The organism is Tardiphaga sp. 215_C5_N2_1, from assembly GCF_052076055.1.
In the GTDB taxonomy this organism is placed as follows: Bacteria; Pseudomonadota; Alphaproteobacteria; order Rhizobiales; family Xanthobacteraceae; genus Tardiphaga; species Tardiphaga robiniae.
The window spans coordinates 2,383,332-2,400,874 of the sequence record NZ_CP197240.1 but is presented as its reverse complement, the minus strand read 5'-3'; the positions used below and the strand labels follow the sequence as shown (position 1 = coordinate 2,400,874).

At 63.1% G+C, this 17,543-nt stretch carries 17 protein-coding genes; 10 read left to right on the top strand and 7 right to left on the bottom strand.

Features of this window, described 5'->3' with window-relative positions:
* Positions 1-74: 74 nt before the first annotated feature.
* The 3 genes from hpaE to hpaH are packed head-to-tail and all read right to left on the bottom strand — an operon-like array spanning position 75 to position 2,830.
* A complete protein-coding gene (gene hpaE / locus AB7828_RS11525) occupies positions 75-1,616 on the bottom strand; it encodes a 5-carboxymethyl-2-hydroxymuconate semialdehyde dehydrogenase (protein WP_441230201.1) in 1,542 nt (513 codons plus the stop codon).
* Positions 1,609-2,007 carry a 5-carboxymethyl-2-hydroxymuconate Delta-isomerase gene (locus tag AB7828_RS11520; protein WP_441230200.1) on the bottom strand — a complete coding sequence of 133 codons (399 nt, stop codon included), beginning with the start codon at positions 2,005-2,007 and terminating at the stop codon, positions 1,609-1,611. The genes hpaE and AB7828_RS11520 overlap by 8 nt, the downstream gene beginning before the upstream one ends.
* A gap of 16 nt (positions 2,008-2,023) precedes the next feature.
* Positions 2,024-2,830 carry a 2-oxo-hept-4-ene-1,7-dioate hydratase gene (gene hpaH / locus AB7828_RS11515; protein ID WP_441230199.1) on the bottom strand — a complete coding sequence of 269 codons (807 nt, stop codon included), beginning with the start codon at positions 2,828-2,830 and terminating at the stop codon, positions 2,024-2,026.
* 137 nt (positions 2,831-2,967) lie between these two features.
* Between hpaH and hpaR the strand changes: the two genes are divergently transcribed.
* The 7 genes from hpaR (at position 2,968) to AB7828_RS11480 (ending at position 10,414) form a co-directional block, all read left to right on the top strand.
* Positions 2,968-3,489, top strand: a complete 522-nt coding sequence (gene hpaR / locus AB7828_RS11510; protein ID WP_441230198.1) for a homoprotocatechuate degradation operon regulator HpaR — start codon at positions 2,968-2,970, stop codon at positions 3,487-3,489.
* Between the two features lie 159 nt (positions 3,490-3,648).
* Positions 3,649-4,797 carry an ABC transporter substrate-binding protein gene (locus AB7828_RS11505; RefSeq protein ID WP_089265093.1) on the top strand — a complete coding sequence of 383 codons (1,149 nt, stop codon included), beginning with the start codon at positions 3,649-3,651 and terminating at the stop codon, positions 4,795-4,797.
* A 245-nt stretch (positions 4,798-5,042) separates the two neighbouring features.
* Positions 5,043-5,918 carry a branched-chain amino acid ABC transporter permease gene (locus tag AB7828_RS11500; RefSeq protein ID WP_089265092.1) on the top strand — a complete coding sequence of 292 codons (876 nt, stop codon included), beginning with the start codon at positions 5,043-5,045 and terminating at the stop codon, positions 5,916-5,918.
* Positions 5,915-7,693 (top strand): branched-chain amino acid ABC transporter ATP-binding protein/permease, encoded by a 1,779-nt coding sequence (locus AB7828_RS11495; protein ID WP_120291234.1) that lies wholly within the window; start codon positions 5,915-5,917, stop codon positions 7,691-7,693. The genes AB7828_RS11500 and AB7828_RS11495 overlap by 4 nt, the downstream gene beginning before the upstream one ends.
* A complete protein-coding gene (locus AB7828_RS11490) occupies positions 7,693-8,436 on the top strand; it encodes an ABC transporter ATP-binding protein (RefSeq protein ID WP_068735820.1) in 744 nt (247 codons plus the stop codon). The genes AB7828_RS11495 and AB7828_RS11490 overlap by 1 nt, the downstream gene beginning before the upstream one ends.
* Positions 8,437-8,487: 51 nt before the next feature.
* A complete protein-coding gene (locus AB7828_RS11485) occupies positions 8,488-9,573 on the top strand; it encodes a malate/lactate/ureidoglycolate dehydrogenase (protein ID WP_441230197.1) in 1,086 nt (361 codons plus the stop codon).
* A 64-nt stretch (positions 9,574-9,637) separates the two neighbouring features.
* Positions 9,638-10,414, top strand: a complete 777-nt coding sequence (locus AB7828_RS11480; protein ID WP_068735824.1) for an HpcH/HpaI aldolase family protein — start codon at positions 9,638-9,640, stop codon at positions 10,412-10,414.
* Between the two features lie 166 nt (positions 10,415-10,580).
* Here the strand turns inward: AB7828_RS11480 and AB7828_RS11475 are convergent, their stop codons facing one another.
* The 4 genes from AB7828_RS11475 to AB7828_RS11460 are packed head-to-tail and all read right to left on the bottom strand — an operon-like array spanning position 10,581 to position 13,679.
* Positions 10,581-11,138: a MarR family winged helix-turn-helix transcriptional regulator gene (locus tag AB7828_RS11475; RefSeq protein ID WP_309948038.1), complete on the bottom strand. Its 558-nt coding sequence runs from the start codon at positions 11,136-11,138 to the stop codon at positions 10,581-10,583.
* Entirely contained in the window at positions 11,135-11,887 is a 753-nt protein-coding gene (locus AB7828_RS11470; RefSeq protein WP_175366488.1) for an ABC transporter permease, read from the bottom strand. The genes AB7828_RS11475 and AB7828_RS11470 overlap by 4 nt, the downstream gene beginning before the upstream one ends.
* 2 nt (positions 11,888-11,889) lie before the next feature.
* Entirely contained in the window at positions 11,890-12,711 is an 822-nt protein-coding gene (locus AB7828_RS11465) for an ABC transporter ATP-binding protein (RefSeq protein WP_441230196.1), read from the bottom strand.
* Entirely contained in the window at positions 12,711-13,679 is a 969-nt protein-coding gene (locus tag AB7828_RS11460) for an ABC transporter substrate-binding protein (protein WP_441230195.1), read from the bottom strand. Before AB7828_RS11460 ends, AB7828_RS11465 begins: the two co-directional genes overlap by 1 nt.
* 301 nt (positions 13,680-13,980) lie before the next feature.
* Between AB7828_RS11460 and AB7828_RS11455 the strand changes: the two genes are divergently transcribed.
* From AB7828_RS11455 to AB7828_RS11445, 3 genes are all read left to right on the top strand, one after another.
* Complete coding sequence (locus AB7828_RS11455; protein WP_441230194.1) at positions 13,981-15,141, top strand: FAD-dependent oxidoreductase; 1,161 nt, start codon at positions 13,981-13,983, stop codon at positions 15,139-15,141.
* Complete coding sequence (locus AB7828_RS11450) at positions 15,120-16,070, top strand: polysaccharide deacetylase family protein (RefSeq protein ID WP_246297488.1); 951 nt, start codon at positions 15,120-15,122, stop codon at positions 16,068-16,070. The genes AB7828_RS11455 and AB7828_RS11450 overlap by 22 nt, the downstream gene beginning before the upstream one ends.
* Positions 16,071-16,244: 174 nt before the next feature.
* Complete coding sequence (locus AB7828_RS11445; RefSeq protein WP_244499825.1) at positions 16,245-17,243, top strand: Bug family tripartite tricarboxylate transporter substrate binding protein; 999 nt, start codon at positions 16,245-16,247, stop codon at positions 17,241-17,243.
* Positions 17,244-17,543 lie beyond the last annotated feature (300 nt).

Sequence of the window (17,543 nt, the reverse complement as noted above, 5' to 3'; positions counted from 1 at the left end):
GGGCGTTTCCTGCGTTTTTATCTCGTCATTCCGGGTTCGCGTGCGTAAGGGCGCACGTGCCCCGGAATGACAACCTAGATGCCTAATCTCTGTATCTTATGCGTCCCGCGCGCGAGCGAGACGTGTTTTGTCTCCATATAGAACTCGAACGAATAGTCGCCGCCGTCGCGGCCGATGCCGGAGGCCTTCATGCCGCCGAAGGGCGTCGGCAGATGGCGGACGTTTTCCGAATTGAGCCAGATCATGCCGGCCTCCAGCGCGTCGGCCACGCGCAGCGCACGGCCCACATCATTGGTCCAGACATAGCCGGTGAGGCCGTATTGCACGGCATTGGCGATCTCGATCGCTTCGGCTTCGTTGCTGAACGGGATCACCGTGAGGAACGGGCCGAACACTTCCTCCTGCGCCACGCGCATGTCCTTGTGCGCACCAGTCACCAGCGTCGGCTGCACGTAATGTCCGCCGCCGGGGCCGTCATGCGGTTTGCCGCCGACGGCGATGGTCGCGCCGTCCTGCCGCGCGATGTCGAAATAGCTGCAGACCTTTGCGTGGTGGCGTTCATGGATCAGCGGGCCGACTTCGGTCCGGGGATCGAGCGGATGCCCGATCTTCAGTGCCTGCACGCGAGCTGTGAGCTTCTCGATGAATGTATCGGCAATGCTCGCCTGCACCAGCAACCGGCTGGACGAGGTACAGCGCTCGCCATTCAGCGAATAGATCATGAACACCACGGCATCGAGCGCGCGGTCCAGATCGGCATCATCGAACACGATCACCGGATTCTTGCCGCCGAGTTCGAAATGCACGCGCTTCAGGGTCGGCGCCCCCTGCGCCATGATGGCGGAGCCGGTGGCGCTTTCGCCGACAAAGGCGATGGCCTTGATGGCGGGATGCTCGGTCAGTGCCTTGCCGGACTCTTCGCCGAAGCCGTGCACGGTGTTCAGCACGCCGTCGGGAAGGCCGGCCTGCTTGGCAAGCTTTGCGAGCAGGTCAGCCGTGACCGGCGACCATTCGGCCGGCTTGTGCACCACCGTGCAACCAGCAGCCAGCGCCGGTGCGATCTTCCAGGTGGACAGCATGAACGGCGTGTTCCACGGCGTGATGACGCCGACCGGGCCGATCGGCACGCGGGTCGAGACGTTCCAGTGCTCGTCGGCCGGCATGTTGAGGCCGTCGCGGGCCTCCGTGCATTTGTCGGCATAGAAGCGGAAATTCTCGGCGCCGCGGATCGCGGCCTTGGCCATGAAGCGATGTGCCTGGCCGGTGTCGATACATTCCAGCACGGCGATGTCGTCGGCATTGTCCTCGATGGCATCCGCAACCCGATGCAGCAGCTTCTTGCGCGTGGTCGGCGCCATGTCGTGCCATTCCTTGAAGGCGCGCTGTGCGGCCTTGGCGGCCTTGTCGATATCTTCTTTCGTGCCCCGCGCGACCTGCGCAAGCACGCTTCCATCGATCGGCGACGTCGTCTCGAACACCTCACCCGACGAGGACGGCACGATCTGGCCGTCGATAATATTGCCGATGCCGTCGGCCGCGAGTTTTTTCAGCAGCGGCGCGGCGCGCTCGGTGTTGGCCTGAAGGACAGCGGCGGGATCGGCAGGGGTCTTAGCCATTGTTGGCCTCGGCTTTCAGCAGGTCGTGAATGGGATTGCGCTTCCAGCTGGTCGCGCTGTCGTTGATCTGTATGTCGAAGGACAGCGCAAATCGGCCGCCGGCGAAAACATTGTCGAGATGGGTCGAGACCACATCGAAGATATGCGCACCAGCCGTCTGGCGAGCCTCGAGCGAGCGGCCTTCGCCGATCCGCAGCAGGATATCGAGAAAGCTGAGGCCGGCGCGGCCGTCGGCGATGGCATAATGCTCGCAGCGGATCGCGCGCACGCGGATGCCGCCGAGCGGAAAGATGCCGGTCTGTACCGCAGCATTGCGGATGACCTCGCAGAGCGCGCTGATATCGATCGCGCCGTCGAGATTGGCCGAATATTCGATGGTGAAATGCGGCATGGTGCGTGATCCCTGTTCAGCCGAAGTAGCAGCTCACGGTGCCCCATGGGCCATAGTCCGCCTGGATCGTGTCGCCTTTGCGGGTCTCGATGGGGCGAATGAACGAGCCGGCGAGCACGACCTGACCGGGTTCCAGCGCTAGCCCATGCGGCGCGATCTTGTTGGCCAGCCAGGCGACGCTGGTGGCGGGGTGATTGAGCACGCCGGCGGCGAGGCCGGTTTCTTCGAGCTGGCCGTTGCGATGGCACATGGCGCCGACCCAGCGCAGATCGGTGTCCAGCGGCCGCATCGGCCGGCCGCCGAGCACGATGCCGGCATTGGCCGCATTGTCGGCAATCGTGTCGAAAATCTTTCGCGTGGCTTTGGTTGCGGCATCGACGCGCTCGACGCGCGTGTCGAGGATCTCCAGCGCCGGGACCACGAAGTCGGTGGCATTGAGCACGTCGAACATCGTGCAATCCGGGCCTGTGAGCCGCGTCTTCATCACGAAAGCCAGCTCGGCCTCAACCCGGGTTGCGATGAAGCGATCGGTGGGAACGATGCCGCCATCGGCGAAGAACATGTCGTCGAGCAGCACACCGGAATCCGGCTCGTCGATATTCAGCGCGCTCTGCATCGCCTTGGAGGTGAGGCCGATCTTGTGGCCGCGCACCACGCGGCCTTCACCGGTCTTGATTGCAATCCAGGCTTTCTGGATCGCGTAGGAATCGTCGATGGTGATGCCGGGATGATCCAGCGACAGTTGCCGGATCTGCGTCCGCGTCTTCTCGGCGTGATGCAGGCGCTGCGCAGCGCTTGATATGTCTGAAGAGGTGAGTGCCATCGCGTCGTCATCCCGCGCAGAAAAGCCGCGCGGAAAAGTGATTAACATGTTAAGTTGTTGCGATCAAACCCCGGCCGTGACAATTCGATTGTGCGTTGCACACTGGGATGCGCCAGAATCATCTTATAGAGGCGATCATGACGACAGCATCAAAGCCACGGACCGCCGCCAAGTCCGCCGCGAAAATCCCGATGCGCGACTTCTCGCAGTCGCTGCCGATGTCGCTGCTGCGAACGCGGGAATCGGTGATGCGACATTTTCGCCCGTCGCTGCGGGCGCATGATCTCACCGAACAGCAATGGCGCATCCTGCGCGCGCTAGCGGCGTCGGGCGAGATCGAGGTAACGGAACTCGCGCGCGTCGCCTTTCTGCTCGGGCCGAGCCTGTCGCGCATCCTGCGCGATCTCGAAGGGCGCAAGCTGATCGAACGGCGGCTGCTGAAGGCCGATTTGCGCCGCAGCATTGTTTCGATCACGTCAAAGGGATTGAAATTGATCCAAGCTGTCGCGCCCACATCTGAGGCAATCTACACCGAGATGACGAAGCGCTTCGGCGCGCGCAAATTGTCGGACCTGCAGGCTTTGTTGCATGAGCTGGAAGCCGCGCTGCTGGCCATGCCGGCTGCCGATGGCGCGGAAGACGATGACGCTGGTGAATAACTGATCTGCATATTTTTGCGGCAAGGCCCTCGCACGTCACGCGAGCGTTAATTCGTCGTACGAATTTCGCTGGGCTGTAGACAGGAGAAGAATTTTTCGCTCAACTCCCGCCATCAAAAGAAGGCTGGCGCTCAAGTCCGGCCTCTTAGGGAGAGAACGATGACGCTCACGAGACGTGGATTCACGGCAGGATTGGCCGCTGGTCTGACCGCCCCCTACATCATTGGCAGCGCGCGCGCCCAGGGCGGCGGAACGATCAAGATCGGTATGTGCGCGCCGATTACGGGGCCGGCTGCCGAAGCGGGCAAATATGCGACCGGCGGCGCCAAGCTTGCGGTCGAGGCCATCAACAAGGCGGGCGGCATCCTCGGCAAGCAGATCGAACTGATCATCGAGGACGACCAGACCACCAATCCCGGCATCGTGCTGGCCTTCTCCAAGCTTGCTGCCAATCCCGACATCGTCGGTTTCCTCGGCTCGATCCGTTCGACTCAGGTGCATGCGATGGCGCCTGACGTGCTCAAACTCGGCAAGCCGGTGATGTTCGGCGGCACCGATCCGAACCTCACCAAGCTTGGCAATCCCTGGCTGTTCCGTTTCCGTCCGAATGACAGCTATTCCGGCCGCGTCATCGCCGAATACGGCGTCAAGAATCTCGACAAGAAGAAGTGGGCCGTGCTGCATTCGACCGATGCCTTCGGCACCGCGGGCGGCAAGGCACTGACCGAAGCGCTCGGACCGCTGGGTGCAACCGTCGCGCTCGATCAGGGCTATGCCAACCAGAGCCAGGACTTCACGCCTGTCGTATTGGCGATCAAGCAGTCCGGTGCCGATATCCTCGGTTCCTATTTCACCTTCGAGAACGATCTCGGAATATTCGCCCGCCAGCTGCGACAGCTCGGCGTCAACATTCCGTGGGTCGGTTCGCCCTCGATCGTCAACGTCACCGCATTGAAGCTCGCCGGTCCCGCGCTCTACGGCACCTATGGCGTCGCCGATTACGCGGAAGATTCCTCCGAGGCGTCGAAGGCCTTCGGCAAGGCCTATCGCGATGCCTACAAAGTCGCACCCGATAACCAGAGCTCCTGGCCATATGATGCGATCAACGTGCTGGCAACGGCGATCAAGAATGCCGGCTCGACCGATCCGCAGAAGATCCGCGAGGCGATCCTCACGGTCAAGAAGTATCCGGGAGCCGAAGGCGAATACAACTTCGACAAGAACGGCGACGGTCTGCACGGCTACAACATCGTGAAGAACGAGAAGGGCAACATCGTCTTCGACAAGCACATCGAATTCGATAACTGACGGTGATGGCCGTCGACCGACGGCCTAAATCGTCATCCCGGGCACGCGCGTGTTCCGCGCGTGAACCCGCCACACCGTTGTCATTCCGGGGCGCGAGCGCCGTCAGGCGGTCGCGAACCCGGAATCCCGAAATGTTCAGCGCCTGTTGCCGCGCTCACCATGTCGAGATTCCGGGTCTGCGCCCAAGCGGGCGCATCCCGGAATGACGAGTTCTTGGCAAAATCACCTCCCACCGAGCACGCCTGATGGATCTGGTACTGCAGTTACTGTTTACGGGAATCGGCATCGGAGCCGTCTATGCGCTGGTGGCGCTGGGCTTCGTGCTGATCTTCCGCGCCACCAATGTCGTCAATTTCGCGCAGGGCGAGTTCTCGATGGTCGCCGCCTATCTCATGGTGGTCTGCGCCGTCGATCTGGAACTGCCTTACTGGCTGTCCTTTATCATTGCGCTCGCCGGCATGGCGGTCATCGGCGTCATCTTCAATCTCGGCGTCTATTATCCGCTGCGCCACCGCACCTATCTGCCTGTGATCATCGCCACCATCGGCGCCTCAATCCTGATGGCCAATGGCGTGCTGGCGCTGTACGGCCCGCAGCCGCAGGTGCTGCCGGGCTGGTTCGATACGCCCGGCATCCAGCTCGGGCCCGTCTATCTCGATAGCCAGTATCTGCTGATCATTGTGGTCACCATCGCGCTGGTGATCTTCAACTACTGGTTCTTCGAACACACCATGATCGGCAAGAAGCTGCAGGCGACCTCGCAGGACAAGGAAATGGCCTCGCTGCTGGGCATTTCCGTCTCGACCATGATCATGGTCACCTTCATCTATTCGGCCGTACTCGGCGGTCTCGCCGGGCTTCTGGTTGCGCCGATCCTGTTCGTGTCGATCCAGATGGGCTCCACCATCGCGCTGAAGGCGTTTGCGGCCACCATCATCGGCGGCTTCGGCGATGTCACCGGCGCCATCATCGGCGGTCTCGCGCTCGGCATCATCGAGACATTCGGCGCCGCCTATATCTCTGTACCCTACAAGGACGGCTTCGCTTTCCTCGTGCTGGTGCTGTTCCTGGTGTTCCGTCCGCAGGGCATCTTCGGCGAACGTGTCGCGGAGAAAGCATGAGCACCTCGAGCGACAACATCCCGGCAGTGGTCATCACGCGTCCGAAGCCGCTGCTGCTGCGTCACGCGCCGTATTTCATCGGCGCCGCCATCGTGGTCTTTCTGGCGTCGTCGATGCAGTTCGACGGCTACATCCTCAACATCCTGATGCAGGCCACCACTTTCGCCATCGCCGTGTTCGGCCTGTCGGTGGTTCTCGGCCTGTGCGGGCAGATCAATCTGGCGCAGGCGGCTTTCTTCGGCTTCGGCGCCTATGCAGTCGGCATCGGCACCACGGACTATCAACTCAGCTACTGGCTGTGTCTGGTGGCGGGCTGCGTGATGGCGCTGGTCGCCGGCGCGGTGCTCGGCCTGTCGACGCTGCGGCTCGGCGGGCATTATCTGGCCATGGTGACGATCTCGTTCCAGCAGATCGTCACGCTGGTGATGATCAATGCGATCTGGCTCACCAAGGGGCCGGACGGCGTGTCGAAGATCGGGCGTCCGTCGCTGTTCCTGTCGTCGCAGTCCTATCTCGCTTTCTGCGTCGCGATGCTGGCTCTGGTCGGCTACATCGTCTGGCATCTGCCGGAGACGCGGCTCGGCCGCGCCATGCGCGCCGTGCGCGACAACGAACTCGCAGCCGGCGTCAACGGCATCGATGTGTTCCGCACCAAGGTCTATGCCTTCGCCATATCGGCCGTGCTCGGCGGTCTCGGTGGCGGCCTGTTCGCCGGCGGCTTCGCCTATATCTCGCCGGATCAGTTCTCCTTTGCTGAGTCCATCGTGTTCCTGACCATGTCGCTGCTCGGCGGCGTGGCGTCGCCGATCGGCTCGGCCATCGGCACGGGTCTTCTGATCCTGATTCCGGAATGGCTGCGTTTCCTCAAGAGCGTGCCCGGCCTGTATCTGGCCATCTACGGCCTCTCGGTGATCCTGATTATCCGCTTCATGCCGGACGGCATCTGGGGCTTCGTCACTGCGGCCTATGATCGCATGCGCAGCAGCAAGAAGGTGGCAGTCACAAGCGCGCCGCTACAGCTCAAGCCCGCAGCAACCGGCGGCGACATGGTGCTTGAAGTTACCGGACTGTCGAAACATTTCGGCGGCTTGAAAGCCGTCGATCAGGTCGACATATCCGTGCGCCGCGGCGGTGTGCATGCGCTGATCGGTCCCAACGGCTCCGGCAAGACCACGACGCTGAACGTGCTCTCGGGTCTCTACAACGCGACCTCAGGCAAGGTGGTGCTGGACGGCACCGACGTCACCACGATGCCGCCGCATCTGCGCGCAGCAGCAGGGCTTGGCCGCACCTTCCAGAACATCCGCCTGTTCCGCTCGATGACCGCGCTGGAAAACGTCATCATCGGCGCCGAGCGGCCGGGTAATACGCTCACCGGCAAGGGCGACGAAGCCGCGCTGACCGAGCGGGCGCTGGCGGCGCTGACTTTCGTTGGCCTCGGCCCGCGCGCCATGGAGCTGATCTCCAGCTTCTCCTACGGCCATCAACGCCTCATCGAGATTGCGCGCGCATTGGCGGCGAACCCGACGCTGCTGCTGCTCGACGAGCCCGCGGCCGGCCTCAATTCGACCGAGAAGCTCGAACTGCATGAACTGCTCAAGCGCATCGCGGCGCAGGGGCTGACCATTCTGATCATCGATCACGACATGACGCTGGTGTCGGAAGCAGCGCAGCACATCACCGTGCTGAATTTCGGACGGCGCATTGCCGATGGCGAGTCGATGGCGGTGCTCCGCCATCCCGACGTCGTCTCGGCCTATCTCGGAACAGACTGATGCCGCTGCTTGAAATCAACGATCTCAATGTCCGTTACGGCGAAATCGTCGCGCTCCGCGGTGTGTCGTTCAATGTCGAGGAAGGGCAGGTGGTGACGCTGCTCGGTGCCAACGGCGCCGGCAAGTCGACCACGCTGCGTGCGATCTCCGGTCTCGCCAAGCCGGCCTCGGGCGACATCCTGTTCGACGGCAAGTCGATCGCAGGTTTGGGCCCGGAAGCCATCGTGCGGATGGGCATCTCCCATGTGCCGGAGGGCAGGCGGGTGTTTCCCGGCCTGACGGTGAAAGAGAACATCATGCTCGGCGGCTCCAATCGCAAAGCGAGCAAGGCCGAATTGTCTGGTGAAGCCGACGCGATGTTCGACCTGTTTCCCGACATACGGAAATTCTCTGGTGCGCTCGGCTGGACGCTGTCCGGTGGTCAGTTGCAGATGGTCGCGGTCGCGCGCGGCCTGATGGCCAAGCCGCGGCTGCTACTGCTGGACGAGCCGTCGCTCGGCCTCGCGCCGGTCATCGTGCAGGCGGTGTTCCGCATCATCACGGAAATCCGCCTCTCCACCACGGTCTTGCTTGTGGAGCAAAATGCGCGCATGGGACTATCCGTCGCCGATCAGGGTTACGTGCTGGAAACCGGCCGTATCGTGCTTGGCGGCAAGCCGGAGGATCTCTGGGCCAACGAGGCCATCGCGGCCGCCTATCTCGGCGGTCATGGCAAACCTGCAGCGGGTCTTGCGGCCCATTGAGGGCTTGCACCGACGGCCTCGCTGCCCATCAACAAGGACGAATGTCCCGCCATGGTTACAGTTCAAGTCAACAAGCTCATCGATTTCGTTGCCGACGTGTTCGCCCATGCCGACTCTTCTCCGGAAGAAGCACGGCGCATCGCGACCTATCTCACCACCGCGAACCTGACCGGCCATGACAGCCACGGCGTCATCCGCGTGCCGGTCTATATCCGCTGGCGCAATAACGGGATGATTACCCCGAACCAGACCATCGAGGTCCCCGTCGATACGCCGTCGCTCGCCGTGGTCGATGGCCGCTTCGGCTACGGCCAGACGGTGGGCCCACTGGCGGTCAAGCTCGGCATCGAGAAGTGCAAGGCGGCCGGTCTCTCCGCCATCGCCACCAAGAATTCCGGTCACATCGGCCGCATCGGCGACTGGGCCGAGATGGCGGCAGCCGAAGGCCTCGTCTCGATCCATTTCGTTACCGCGGCAGGCTCCGTGCTGGTCGCGCCCTATGGCGGCGTCGAGCGCCGTCTGTCCACCGCGCCGTATTGCGTTGGCATTCCGCGTCCCGGACAGATGCCGGTGGTGCTCGACTTCGCGACCTCGGTGGTCGCCGAAGGCAAGGTGCTGGTCGCCTCGCGCGGCGGCAAGAAGCTGCCGAAGGGCGCGCTGATTGCTCCCGACGGCACGCTGAGCGAAGACCCGGCGCTGCTTTACGGCCCGCATGAGATGCAAGGTCCGCGCGATCACTCCAAGGGCACCGGCGCGATCCGCGCCTTCGGCGATCACAAGGGCTCGGGCCTCGCGCTGATCTGCGAACTGCTCGGCGGTGCGCTCACCGGCAACGGTGCCACCAAGTATGATCGGCCATTCGCCAATGGCATGTTCTCGATCTATATCGATCCGAAAGTGATCGACCCCGTCAACTTCTTCGACGGCGAAGTCGCGCGTTACGTCGACTTCTTCAAGAGCGCCAAGCCGGCCGCCGGCGTCGATGCGGTTCTGATCCCCGGCGACAACGAAGCGAAGACTCGCGCCGAGCGCACCGCCAATGGCGTGCCATTGCCGGATGAGACCTGGGCTGCCATCGTGCAGACCGCCCGCGACGTCGGCGTGAGCGAAGAAGCCGTAAAGAAGGCGACGTCGTAATTTCTCGAACTCAACTCTGCTGCACTCAAGTCATCACTACCAACCAAAAGAAGGACCATCGACGATGGCAAACAAAGTCAAGGAAATCTGGAAGGCGGGCAAGGTTGCCGTCAACGGCTGGCTCGCGATTCCGTCGGGCTTCTCTGCCGAAGTGATGGCGCAGTGCGGTTTCGACAGCGTCACCGTGGATATCCAGCACGGCGTGCAGGACTACATGTCGATGGTGGAGTGCTTCCAGGCGATGGGTGCGCATCCGGTGACGCCAATGGTCCGCGTGCCATGGAACGAGCCCGGCATCATCGGCAAGGTGCTCGACGGCGGCGCTTACGGCGTGATCTGTCCGATGGTCAACACTAAGGAAGAAGCCGAGAACTTCGTGCAGTACTGCAAGTATCCGCCGCGCGGTACCCGCAGCAACGGTCCGATCCGCTCGGGCATGTATGGCGGCGCCGGCGACTACCAGAAGACGGCGAACGCCGACATCATCTGCCTGCCGATGCTGGAAACCAAAACCGCGGTCGACAACATGGAAGCCATTCTCGATGTCGAGGGCATCGATGGTGTCTATGTCGGGCCGTCCGACCTCGGCTTTTCCTATGGTCTGGTGCCGAAGCTCGACCGCGAGGAGCCGGAGATCCTGAAGATCTACGACAAGCTCATCAAGGAATGCGACAAGCGCGGCCTCAATCCGGGCATTCACTGCTCGGGCCCCGTGGGTGCTGCGAAAAACATCGGCATGGGCTTCAAGCTGGTGACGCTGCTCAACGACAGCGGCATTCTCGCCACCGGCGCGAAGAGCTGGGTCAACGACACCCGCAAGGGTTCGGGCGGCAAGGCGTAACGCCAAGTCCTCGTCGTTCCGGGGCGCGCGCCGCAGGCGCGCGAACCCGGAACCTCGCAATGAGAGCCGCCTCTTTCCGCGCGTGGTGTAAGAGGTGATGAACATTCTGAGATTCCGGGCTCCGCCCCGCCGCCTGCGGCGTCGGTCCGTCCCCGGAATGACGGTGTTAAAGGCGTCCGTCGATCACATCCGCAAAACGCATCAGCTCCTGCATCAGCAACTGCTGCCCTTCGAGTCCGAGCGGTGCCAGCAACTCCCGCTGCACGTCGAACACCCGCGGGATCGCTTCATTGATCACGGTCTCGCCCGCCGAGGTAAGCTGCACGCGCAGCGTCCTGCGATCGTTCGGCTCCGGCAACCGTGCTAGATAATTCTGCGCCTCAAGCTTGTTGAGCCGGCTGGTCAGGCCTGCGCCACTGAGTAGCAGCGATTGGGCGATCTGCTTCGGCGACAGGCTGTAGGGCGCGCCGGCGCGGCGCAGCGCCGTCAGCACATCATAGGTGCCACGCGTCAGTTCGAAGGGCGCGAGCGCCTCGTCGATGAGGGCTGTACATTGCATCTGAATCCGGCCGATCAGGCCGTAGATGTGCACCGGGCTGGGGTCGATATCCGGCCGCTCCGTCTGCCACTGCGAGAAAATGGCATCGACCTGTTCGCGCATTGCCGCGCGCGCGCGTGTCGGGCGACGCGAGGGTGGTTTCGATCCAGATGTCTCGTCAGTCATGGCGTCCAGTCGATCACACGTCGTTCGATAAACTCGATGCCGTGAAACAGCGCAATACTCAACACGGTGAGCAGCGCGATGGCGGCGAAAGCGAGCGGCGTCTGCGACTGCGCGGTGGAGGTCAGGATCAGATAGCCGAGCCCGTCCTGCGCGGCGACGAATTCGCTGATCACCGCACCGATCACGGCGAAGGTTACCGCCACCTTGCAGCCGGTGAAGAAGTGCGGCAGCGCCACGGGAACGCGCAGCCGGCGGAACACCATATGCGGCGAGGCGCCGAGCGAGCGCATCAGGTCGAGCATGGTCTTTGGCGCGGCCTCGAAGCCGGCAACCATGTTGACGAGGATCGGGAAGAAGCAGACCAGCACCACGACCAGGATCTTCGGCCATTCGGAGAGGCCGAACCACAGGATGATCAGCGGCGCCACGGCGACCTTCGGCACCGACTGCAGGCCGAGCAGGATCGGATAGATGATCCGGCGCGCCAGTGGATTGAGGCTGATCAGGATCGCCAGCGGCAGCGACAGCGCGATCGCCAGCACGAAGCCGAGCACCGTTTCACGGAGCGTTACTAGCGTATTGGAGGCAAGCTCCGGCGCCCACTTCACGGCTGAATGATAGATCTCCAAGGGCGCCGGCAGGATCCATGTCGGAATTTTCAGGGCGTCGCAGATGAGTTCCCAGCCGATCAATAGCGCCAGATAGATCAGTGGCGTGGCGGCGCGGTCGATGAAGCGCGGGAAGGACATGATCAGCCACCCATCCGGTTGAAGATGATGTCGCGGATCTGGTTCTTGATCTCCTGGAAGCGCGGCAGCTTCACGGTGTCGGCATCGCGCGGACGCGGCAGATCGATGGTGATGTCGGCACGGATAGTGCCGGGGCGTTCGGACATGATCAGCACGCGGTCACCGAGCAGGATCGCCTCCTCGATGTCATGGGTGATGAGCAGCGCGGCGCGGCCCAGCTCCTGCCAGAGGCGCGAGAGTTCGAGCGACAATTCCTCGCGGGTGAGCGCGTCGAGCGCGCCAAAGGGTTCGTCGAGGAGGAGCAGGCGCGGATCGGAGATCATGGCGCGGCAGAAAGCGGCGCGCTGCTTCATGCCGCCGGACAGTGCCTGCGGACGCTGATGGGCGAAGTCCTTCAGGCCGGTGAGTTCGAGCAGCTTCAGCGCCCGCTCGCGCGCGGCGGCTTTCGGCAGCGCCAGCACGTCGGCGGGAAGCAAGACGTTGTCGAGCACGCTGGTCCATGGAAACAGCACGTGCTCCTGAAACACGATGCCCACTTCATGCGATGGGCCGTCGAGCGGCGTGCCATAGCGCTGCATGGTGCCGGTGTCGGGCATTTCCAGCCCGGCAACGAGGCGCAGCAGCGTGGACTTGCCGCAGCCTGACGGGCCGACCACCGAGACGAAACTGCCAGGATCGATGCGCAGATCGACCGGTCCCAGCGCATGCGTGGCCTTGCCGTCGCGGCCCGGATAGGTCTTGGTGACGCCCTTGAGATCGATCGCAGGAACCACCGCCGCGGCAGTCCGCGACGGCGCATCATTGTGTGCGGAAATCGCCGTCATCAGTCGATGAAGCCCGGCGCGAACAGGTCTTCCGGCTTCACGGGATTCTTCAGCGTGAAGTTGGCCGACATCACGTCGATGGTGCTGGCGATGCTCTTCGGCTCGATATGGCCGAGCGATCCCTTCACCTCCGCGAGTTCCTTCACCAGCCTGGTCTCGCCTTCGATCACCGCCGGCTGCAGTTCCTTCTGATACTTCGCCATGATGGTGGCGGCTTCCGCCGGATTGGCGAAGGCGTCCTTCATGCCCTTGATGGTGGCGCGGACGAAGGCCTTCACCTGATCCGGGCTCTTCGCGATCATCTCCTCGGAAGCGATCAGGCCGTTGCCGTAATAATCGAGATTGGAGTCGGCGTAGTTGATGCGGGTGACTTCCTTCGGCGCCACGGCTGCTGCAATCAACGGCTCGCCGACCGAGAACTGGCAGATCGCATCCGCGCGGCCATTGGCGAGCAGCGACGGCAGCGCCGAGCCTTCGGCGACCACCCACTTCACCTTGCTGGCGTCGATGCCGGCGGCCTTGGCGAAAGCCGGGAACAGCAGGCGCACCGAGCTTGATGCGGTGTCGGCGACGGTCTTGCCTTCGAGATCCTTCGGCGAATTGATGCCGCTGCCCTTGATGGCGAAGATTGCCTGCGGCGGCTTCGCATAGACCACCGAGACCAGCTTCACCGGCACGCCGTCATTGCCGCGCGCCAGCACCAGCGAGCCGGCATCGGCGAAGCCGAAGGTGGCGACGCCGGCAGCCACCTTCTTGATGGCGTCGGCCGAGCCCTGGCCACGCACGAAGTTCACGTCGAAGCCCTCGGCCTTGTAGTAGCCCTTCTCGCGGGCAACGTAGAAATAAGCGTGGCGGCCGTTGAAGCCGAAATCGGTGATGAAATTGATCTCGGCAGCCTGCGCGCTGGAGACGCCGGCCGTAGCCAGGGTCGCGAGCAGGGCGGCGGTGAGGCGAGCGCGGAATTTCATGGTCTGACCTTCAGTGACGGGTGAGGAGGAGGAGGCCGGCTTTCGGTGCGCAAGCGGCGCATCCAAATTCGTTCGCAATCGAATAAATGTTAAGGGCGGCTTTGATGAAGATCAACGGAGACGCTGCCCAAAAACTCATCGAGATAAACGAAATTCCGCGTAAAATCCGCGCATATGGCTCGTTTCCGAGGCGGCCTATGCCGTTGCTTGACAGCCGTGATCGGCCCGTTCTATGCGAAATCATTAGATATCGAATGATCTGCGGCCCGGACGCTGTGGCGCCGCTGGAACGAGGTGAGAGATGGATCGCGGAACACGGATCGCCGTTCTCGGCGCGGGTCTCGCCGGATTGACGGTGGCGGGGCTGCTGCAGCGCGCCGGCTTCCCGGTCGCGGTCTATGAGCAGTCGCCGAGTTTTTCGCGCATCGGCGCCGGCATCATTCTCGGCGCCAACGTTTCCAAGGTGCTGCGACGGCTCGATCTCGAAGACGCCTTCGCCGCCACCGGCATTCGCCCCGATGCGTTTCTCAGCCGTGCATGGGATACGGGCGAGCAGCTCTACAGGCTCGATTTCGACGCGGAATGCGAAGCGCGTTTCGGCGGCCCCTTTGTCAACATCCACCGCGCCGATCTGCATCAGTTGCTGCAGCGACCGCTCGCGCCCGACACCATCCGTTTCGGCCACAAGCTCACCGGCATCGAGGAGCGCGGCGACGCGCTCACCTTGCGCTTCGAGAACGGCACAAGCGCGGAAGCCGATATCGCCATCGGCGCTGACGGCATTCGCTCCATCACCCGCGAACTCATCCTTGGCGCGGAAGAGCCACGCTTCATCGGGCGTTCTGCACCGCGCGCGGTGTTTCCGGCGAGCCGCATCACGGGTGACCCCATCGACGACTGTACCAAGTGGTGGGCGTCGGACCGGCATACGCTGGCTTACTACATGACGCCCGACCGCAACGAGGTCTATGTCATGGCGGCGCTGCCGATGGCGCGCTGGGACGGCGACGGTTCGCCGGTGAAGGGCGACCGCGACGAATTCATTGCCGCCTTCGACAGCGCGCATCCCGATCTCAGGCGCGCGGCGGAAGCGGCGGAAGATGTCACCGTGTGGCCGATCTTCGATCGGCCGCGCAACGACACCTGGCACAAGGGTCGCGTGGTGCTGATGGGCGATGCCTGCCATGCGGTGCGTCCGTTCATGGCGGCTGGTGGCTCGGCGGCCATCGAGGACGCCGCGATCCTCGGCCGCTGCATCGCCGAGTTCGGCGACCCCGCCACGGCCTTCGCGCATTACACGATGATCCGCATCCCGCGCGTCGCCGACATCCAGCAGATTTCCATCGCCAATTCGTGGATGCATGGCCCGACGAAGACCGACTGGTTCTTCGGTTATGATGCCTGCACCGTGCCGCTCGACCGAGCCATTCCGGAGGCCCTATGTCCGAATTTGCAGCGATGAAGCCCGGCGACATCCGTCCTGAACCGATGCAGGCGCGCGATCTTGTCGGTTACGGCGCCACGTCACCCGATCCGAGCTGGCCGAACGGCGCGAAGATCGCGGTCAGCATCAGCCTGAATATCGAAGGTGGCGGCGAGTCCACGCTGGCGAATGGCGATGCAGTCTCCGAAGGCATGCTGAATGACATCGGCGTGCCGACCAAAGAGGGCGTTCGCGTTCCGTTGGTGGAGTCCGTGTTCGAATATGGCAGTCGCCGCGGCGCCTGGCGTATCCTCGACGTGCTTGACCGCTTCAAGGTGCCTGTCAGTATTCTCGGCGTCGCGCGGGCGATGGAGCAAAATCCGGAACTGGCGAAAGCCTGCGTTGCGCGCGGTCATGAGATGGTCAGCCACGGCTATCGCTGGATTGATTATTGCGATGTGGATGAAGCGATCGAGCGTGCGCATATCGTCAAGGCGATCGAGATACTCACCGAGCTGACCGGTAGCCGCCCGCTCGGCTGGATGACCGGACGTCCCGGTCCCAACACGCGGCGGCTGCTCGCGGAGGAGGGCGGCTTTCTCTACGACCGCGACTCGCTCGCCGATGAGTTGCCCTACTGGGTGAAGACCGAGCACGGCCCGTTTCTCGTCGTGCCGTACTCTTATGAATCCAACGACAATCGCTTTAACGAGAATTCCGGTTTCTCGACCGGCGAGCAGTTCTTCACATACATGCGCGATGCCTTCGACGTGCTCTACGCGGAAGGCGTCGCCGGCGCGCCGAAACTGCTGTCCATCGGTCTGCATGACCGTTTGATCGGCCGTCCTGGCCGTGTTGGCGGGCTCATCAGGATGCTCGAACACATGAGCGCGCATGATGGCGTATGGTTCTGCCGCGGCATCGATGTCGCGCAGCATTGGCGAACGCATTTTCCGCCGAAGCCATGACGCGCCGCTGACGGCCGGGCAATATTCCGGCTGATGGCATGCAGGCCAGAGGCGGCGTTACCGCATGTGTTCTCCGAACGCCTGTGCGTGTCACTCTGCTTTGCCTTCGCAGGCGAAGCCGGTCATACTCGATACACTTATCCGCAGAGATAAGATCAAATCGGGAGAATGATTGTGCGAAACAACTTGCGTCTGCTCAATCGACGCCAATTCGTCACCGCGGGCGCAGGCGCTGCTGCATTGTTGAGTGCGCCGTCACTCGTCCGCGCCAATAGCTGGCCAACCAAGCCGATCAAGATTCTCGCGGGCTCTGCGGCCGGTGGTCAGACCGATCAATTCTCGCGCGTCTATGGCGAGTATCTGTCGCGTGAACTCGGGCAGACCGTGGTGGTCGAGAACAAGGCCGGTGCCGGCGGCGCTGTCGCAGCGATGGAGCTGAAGCGCTCCGATCCCGACGGCCACACGCTGATGATCTGCAACACCACCGCCTATATGCTCAATCCCGTCCTCATCAAGGACATCAAGTACAGTGTCCCGCAGGACTTCGCCTGGGTCGCGGTGATGCCGGGCGGCAGCCTGCCGCTGATGGTGAGCGAGAAGGTCGGCGCAAAAACGCTGAAGGACTTCATCGACTATGCGCGCAAGACCGAGAAGGTGAATGTCGGCACATATGCGTCCGGCTCCTTCGCGCATATGGTCATCGTCGAGCTCAACAAGCAGTATGGGCTGAAGATGGAAGCGGTGCATTATCGCGGCGAGGCGCCGATGTGGCAGGATCTCGCCGGCGGCTCCATCGATGCCGGCATCGGCAGCTACGCTGCGGCGCTGCCGGTGCTGCAAACCGGCAAGGCCCGCGCTGTCGCGGTGTCGCGCCGCCGCATCAAGGATCTTCCCGACGTCGGCACATTCCTCGAACAGGGCGCAACCTCACGCGCGCACAGCCTGCTGACCTTTCAGGGATGTGTGGCTCCGGCGAAGACGCCGCCGGAGGTGGTCGCAAAACTGTCCGCGCTGTTCGTTGGCGCCGGCAAGAGCGATCGCGTGCGTGAACTCCTCAAGAGCCAGGGTATCGACGAGGGCCCGATGACACTGGAAGCGAGCCAGGCGCTCTACAAGGAAGAGGCGCCGGTCTGGGCCGAGCTTGCCGCGAGCCTGGGGCCGCAGCCGCAGTAGGTTGGGTCGCCGTCTCACGCTCGTCATTCCGGGGGGCTGACTTCCCCGCTGTCATTCCGGGGCGCGGCCGGCACTTGCCGGACGCGAACCCGGAATCTCAGAGTGTTCAGCGCAAAGCAGGTCGGGATTCCGGGTTCGCGTGCGCGAAGGCGCGCCCGCGCCCCGGAATGACAGTGTGGGGCGCTAAGACGGGCCCTAAACATTTTTTCCTATCTCTCGTTGACGACATCCCCATTCAGGTTTATATTCCCCTTCGTCCTGCCCCACCGAGAGGGGCGATCGCGATCGTCACGTTCGCGG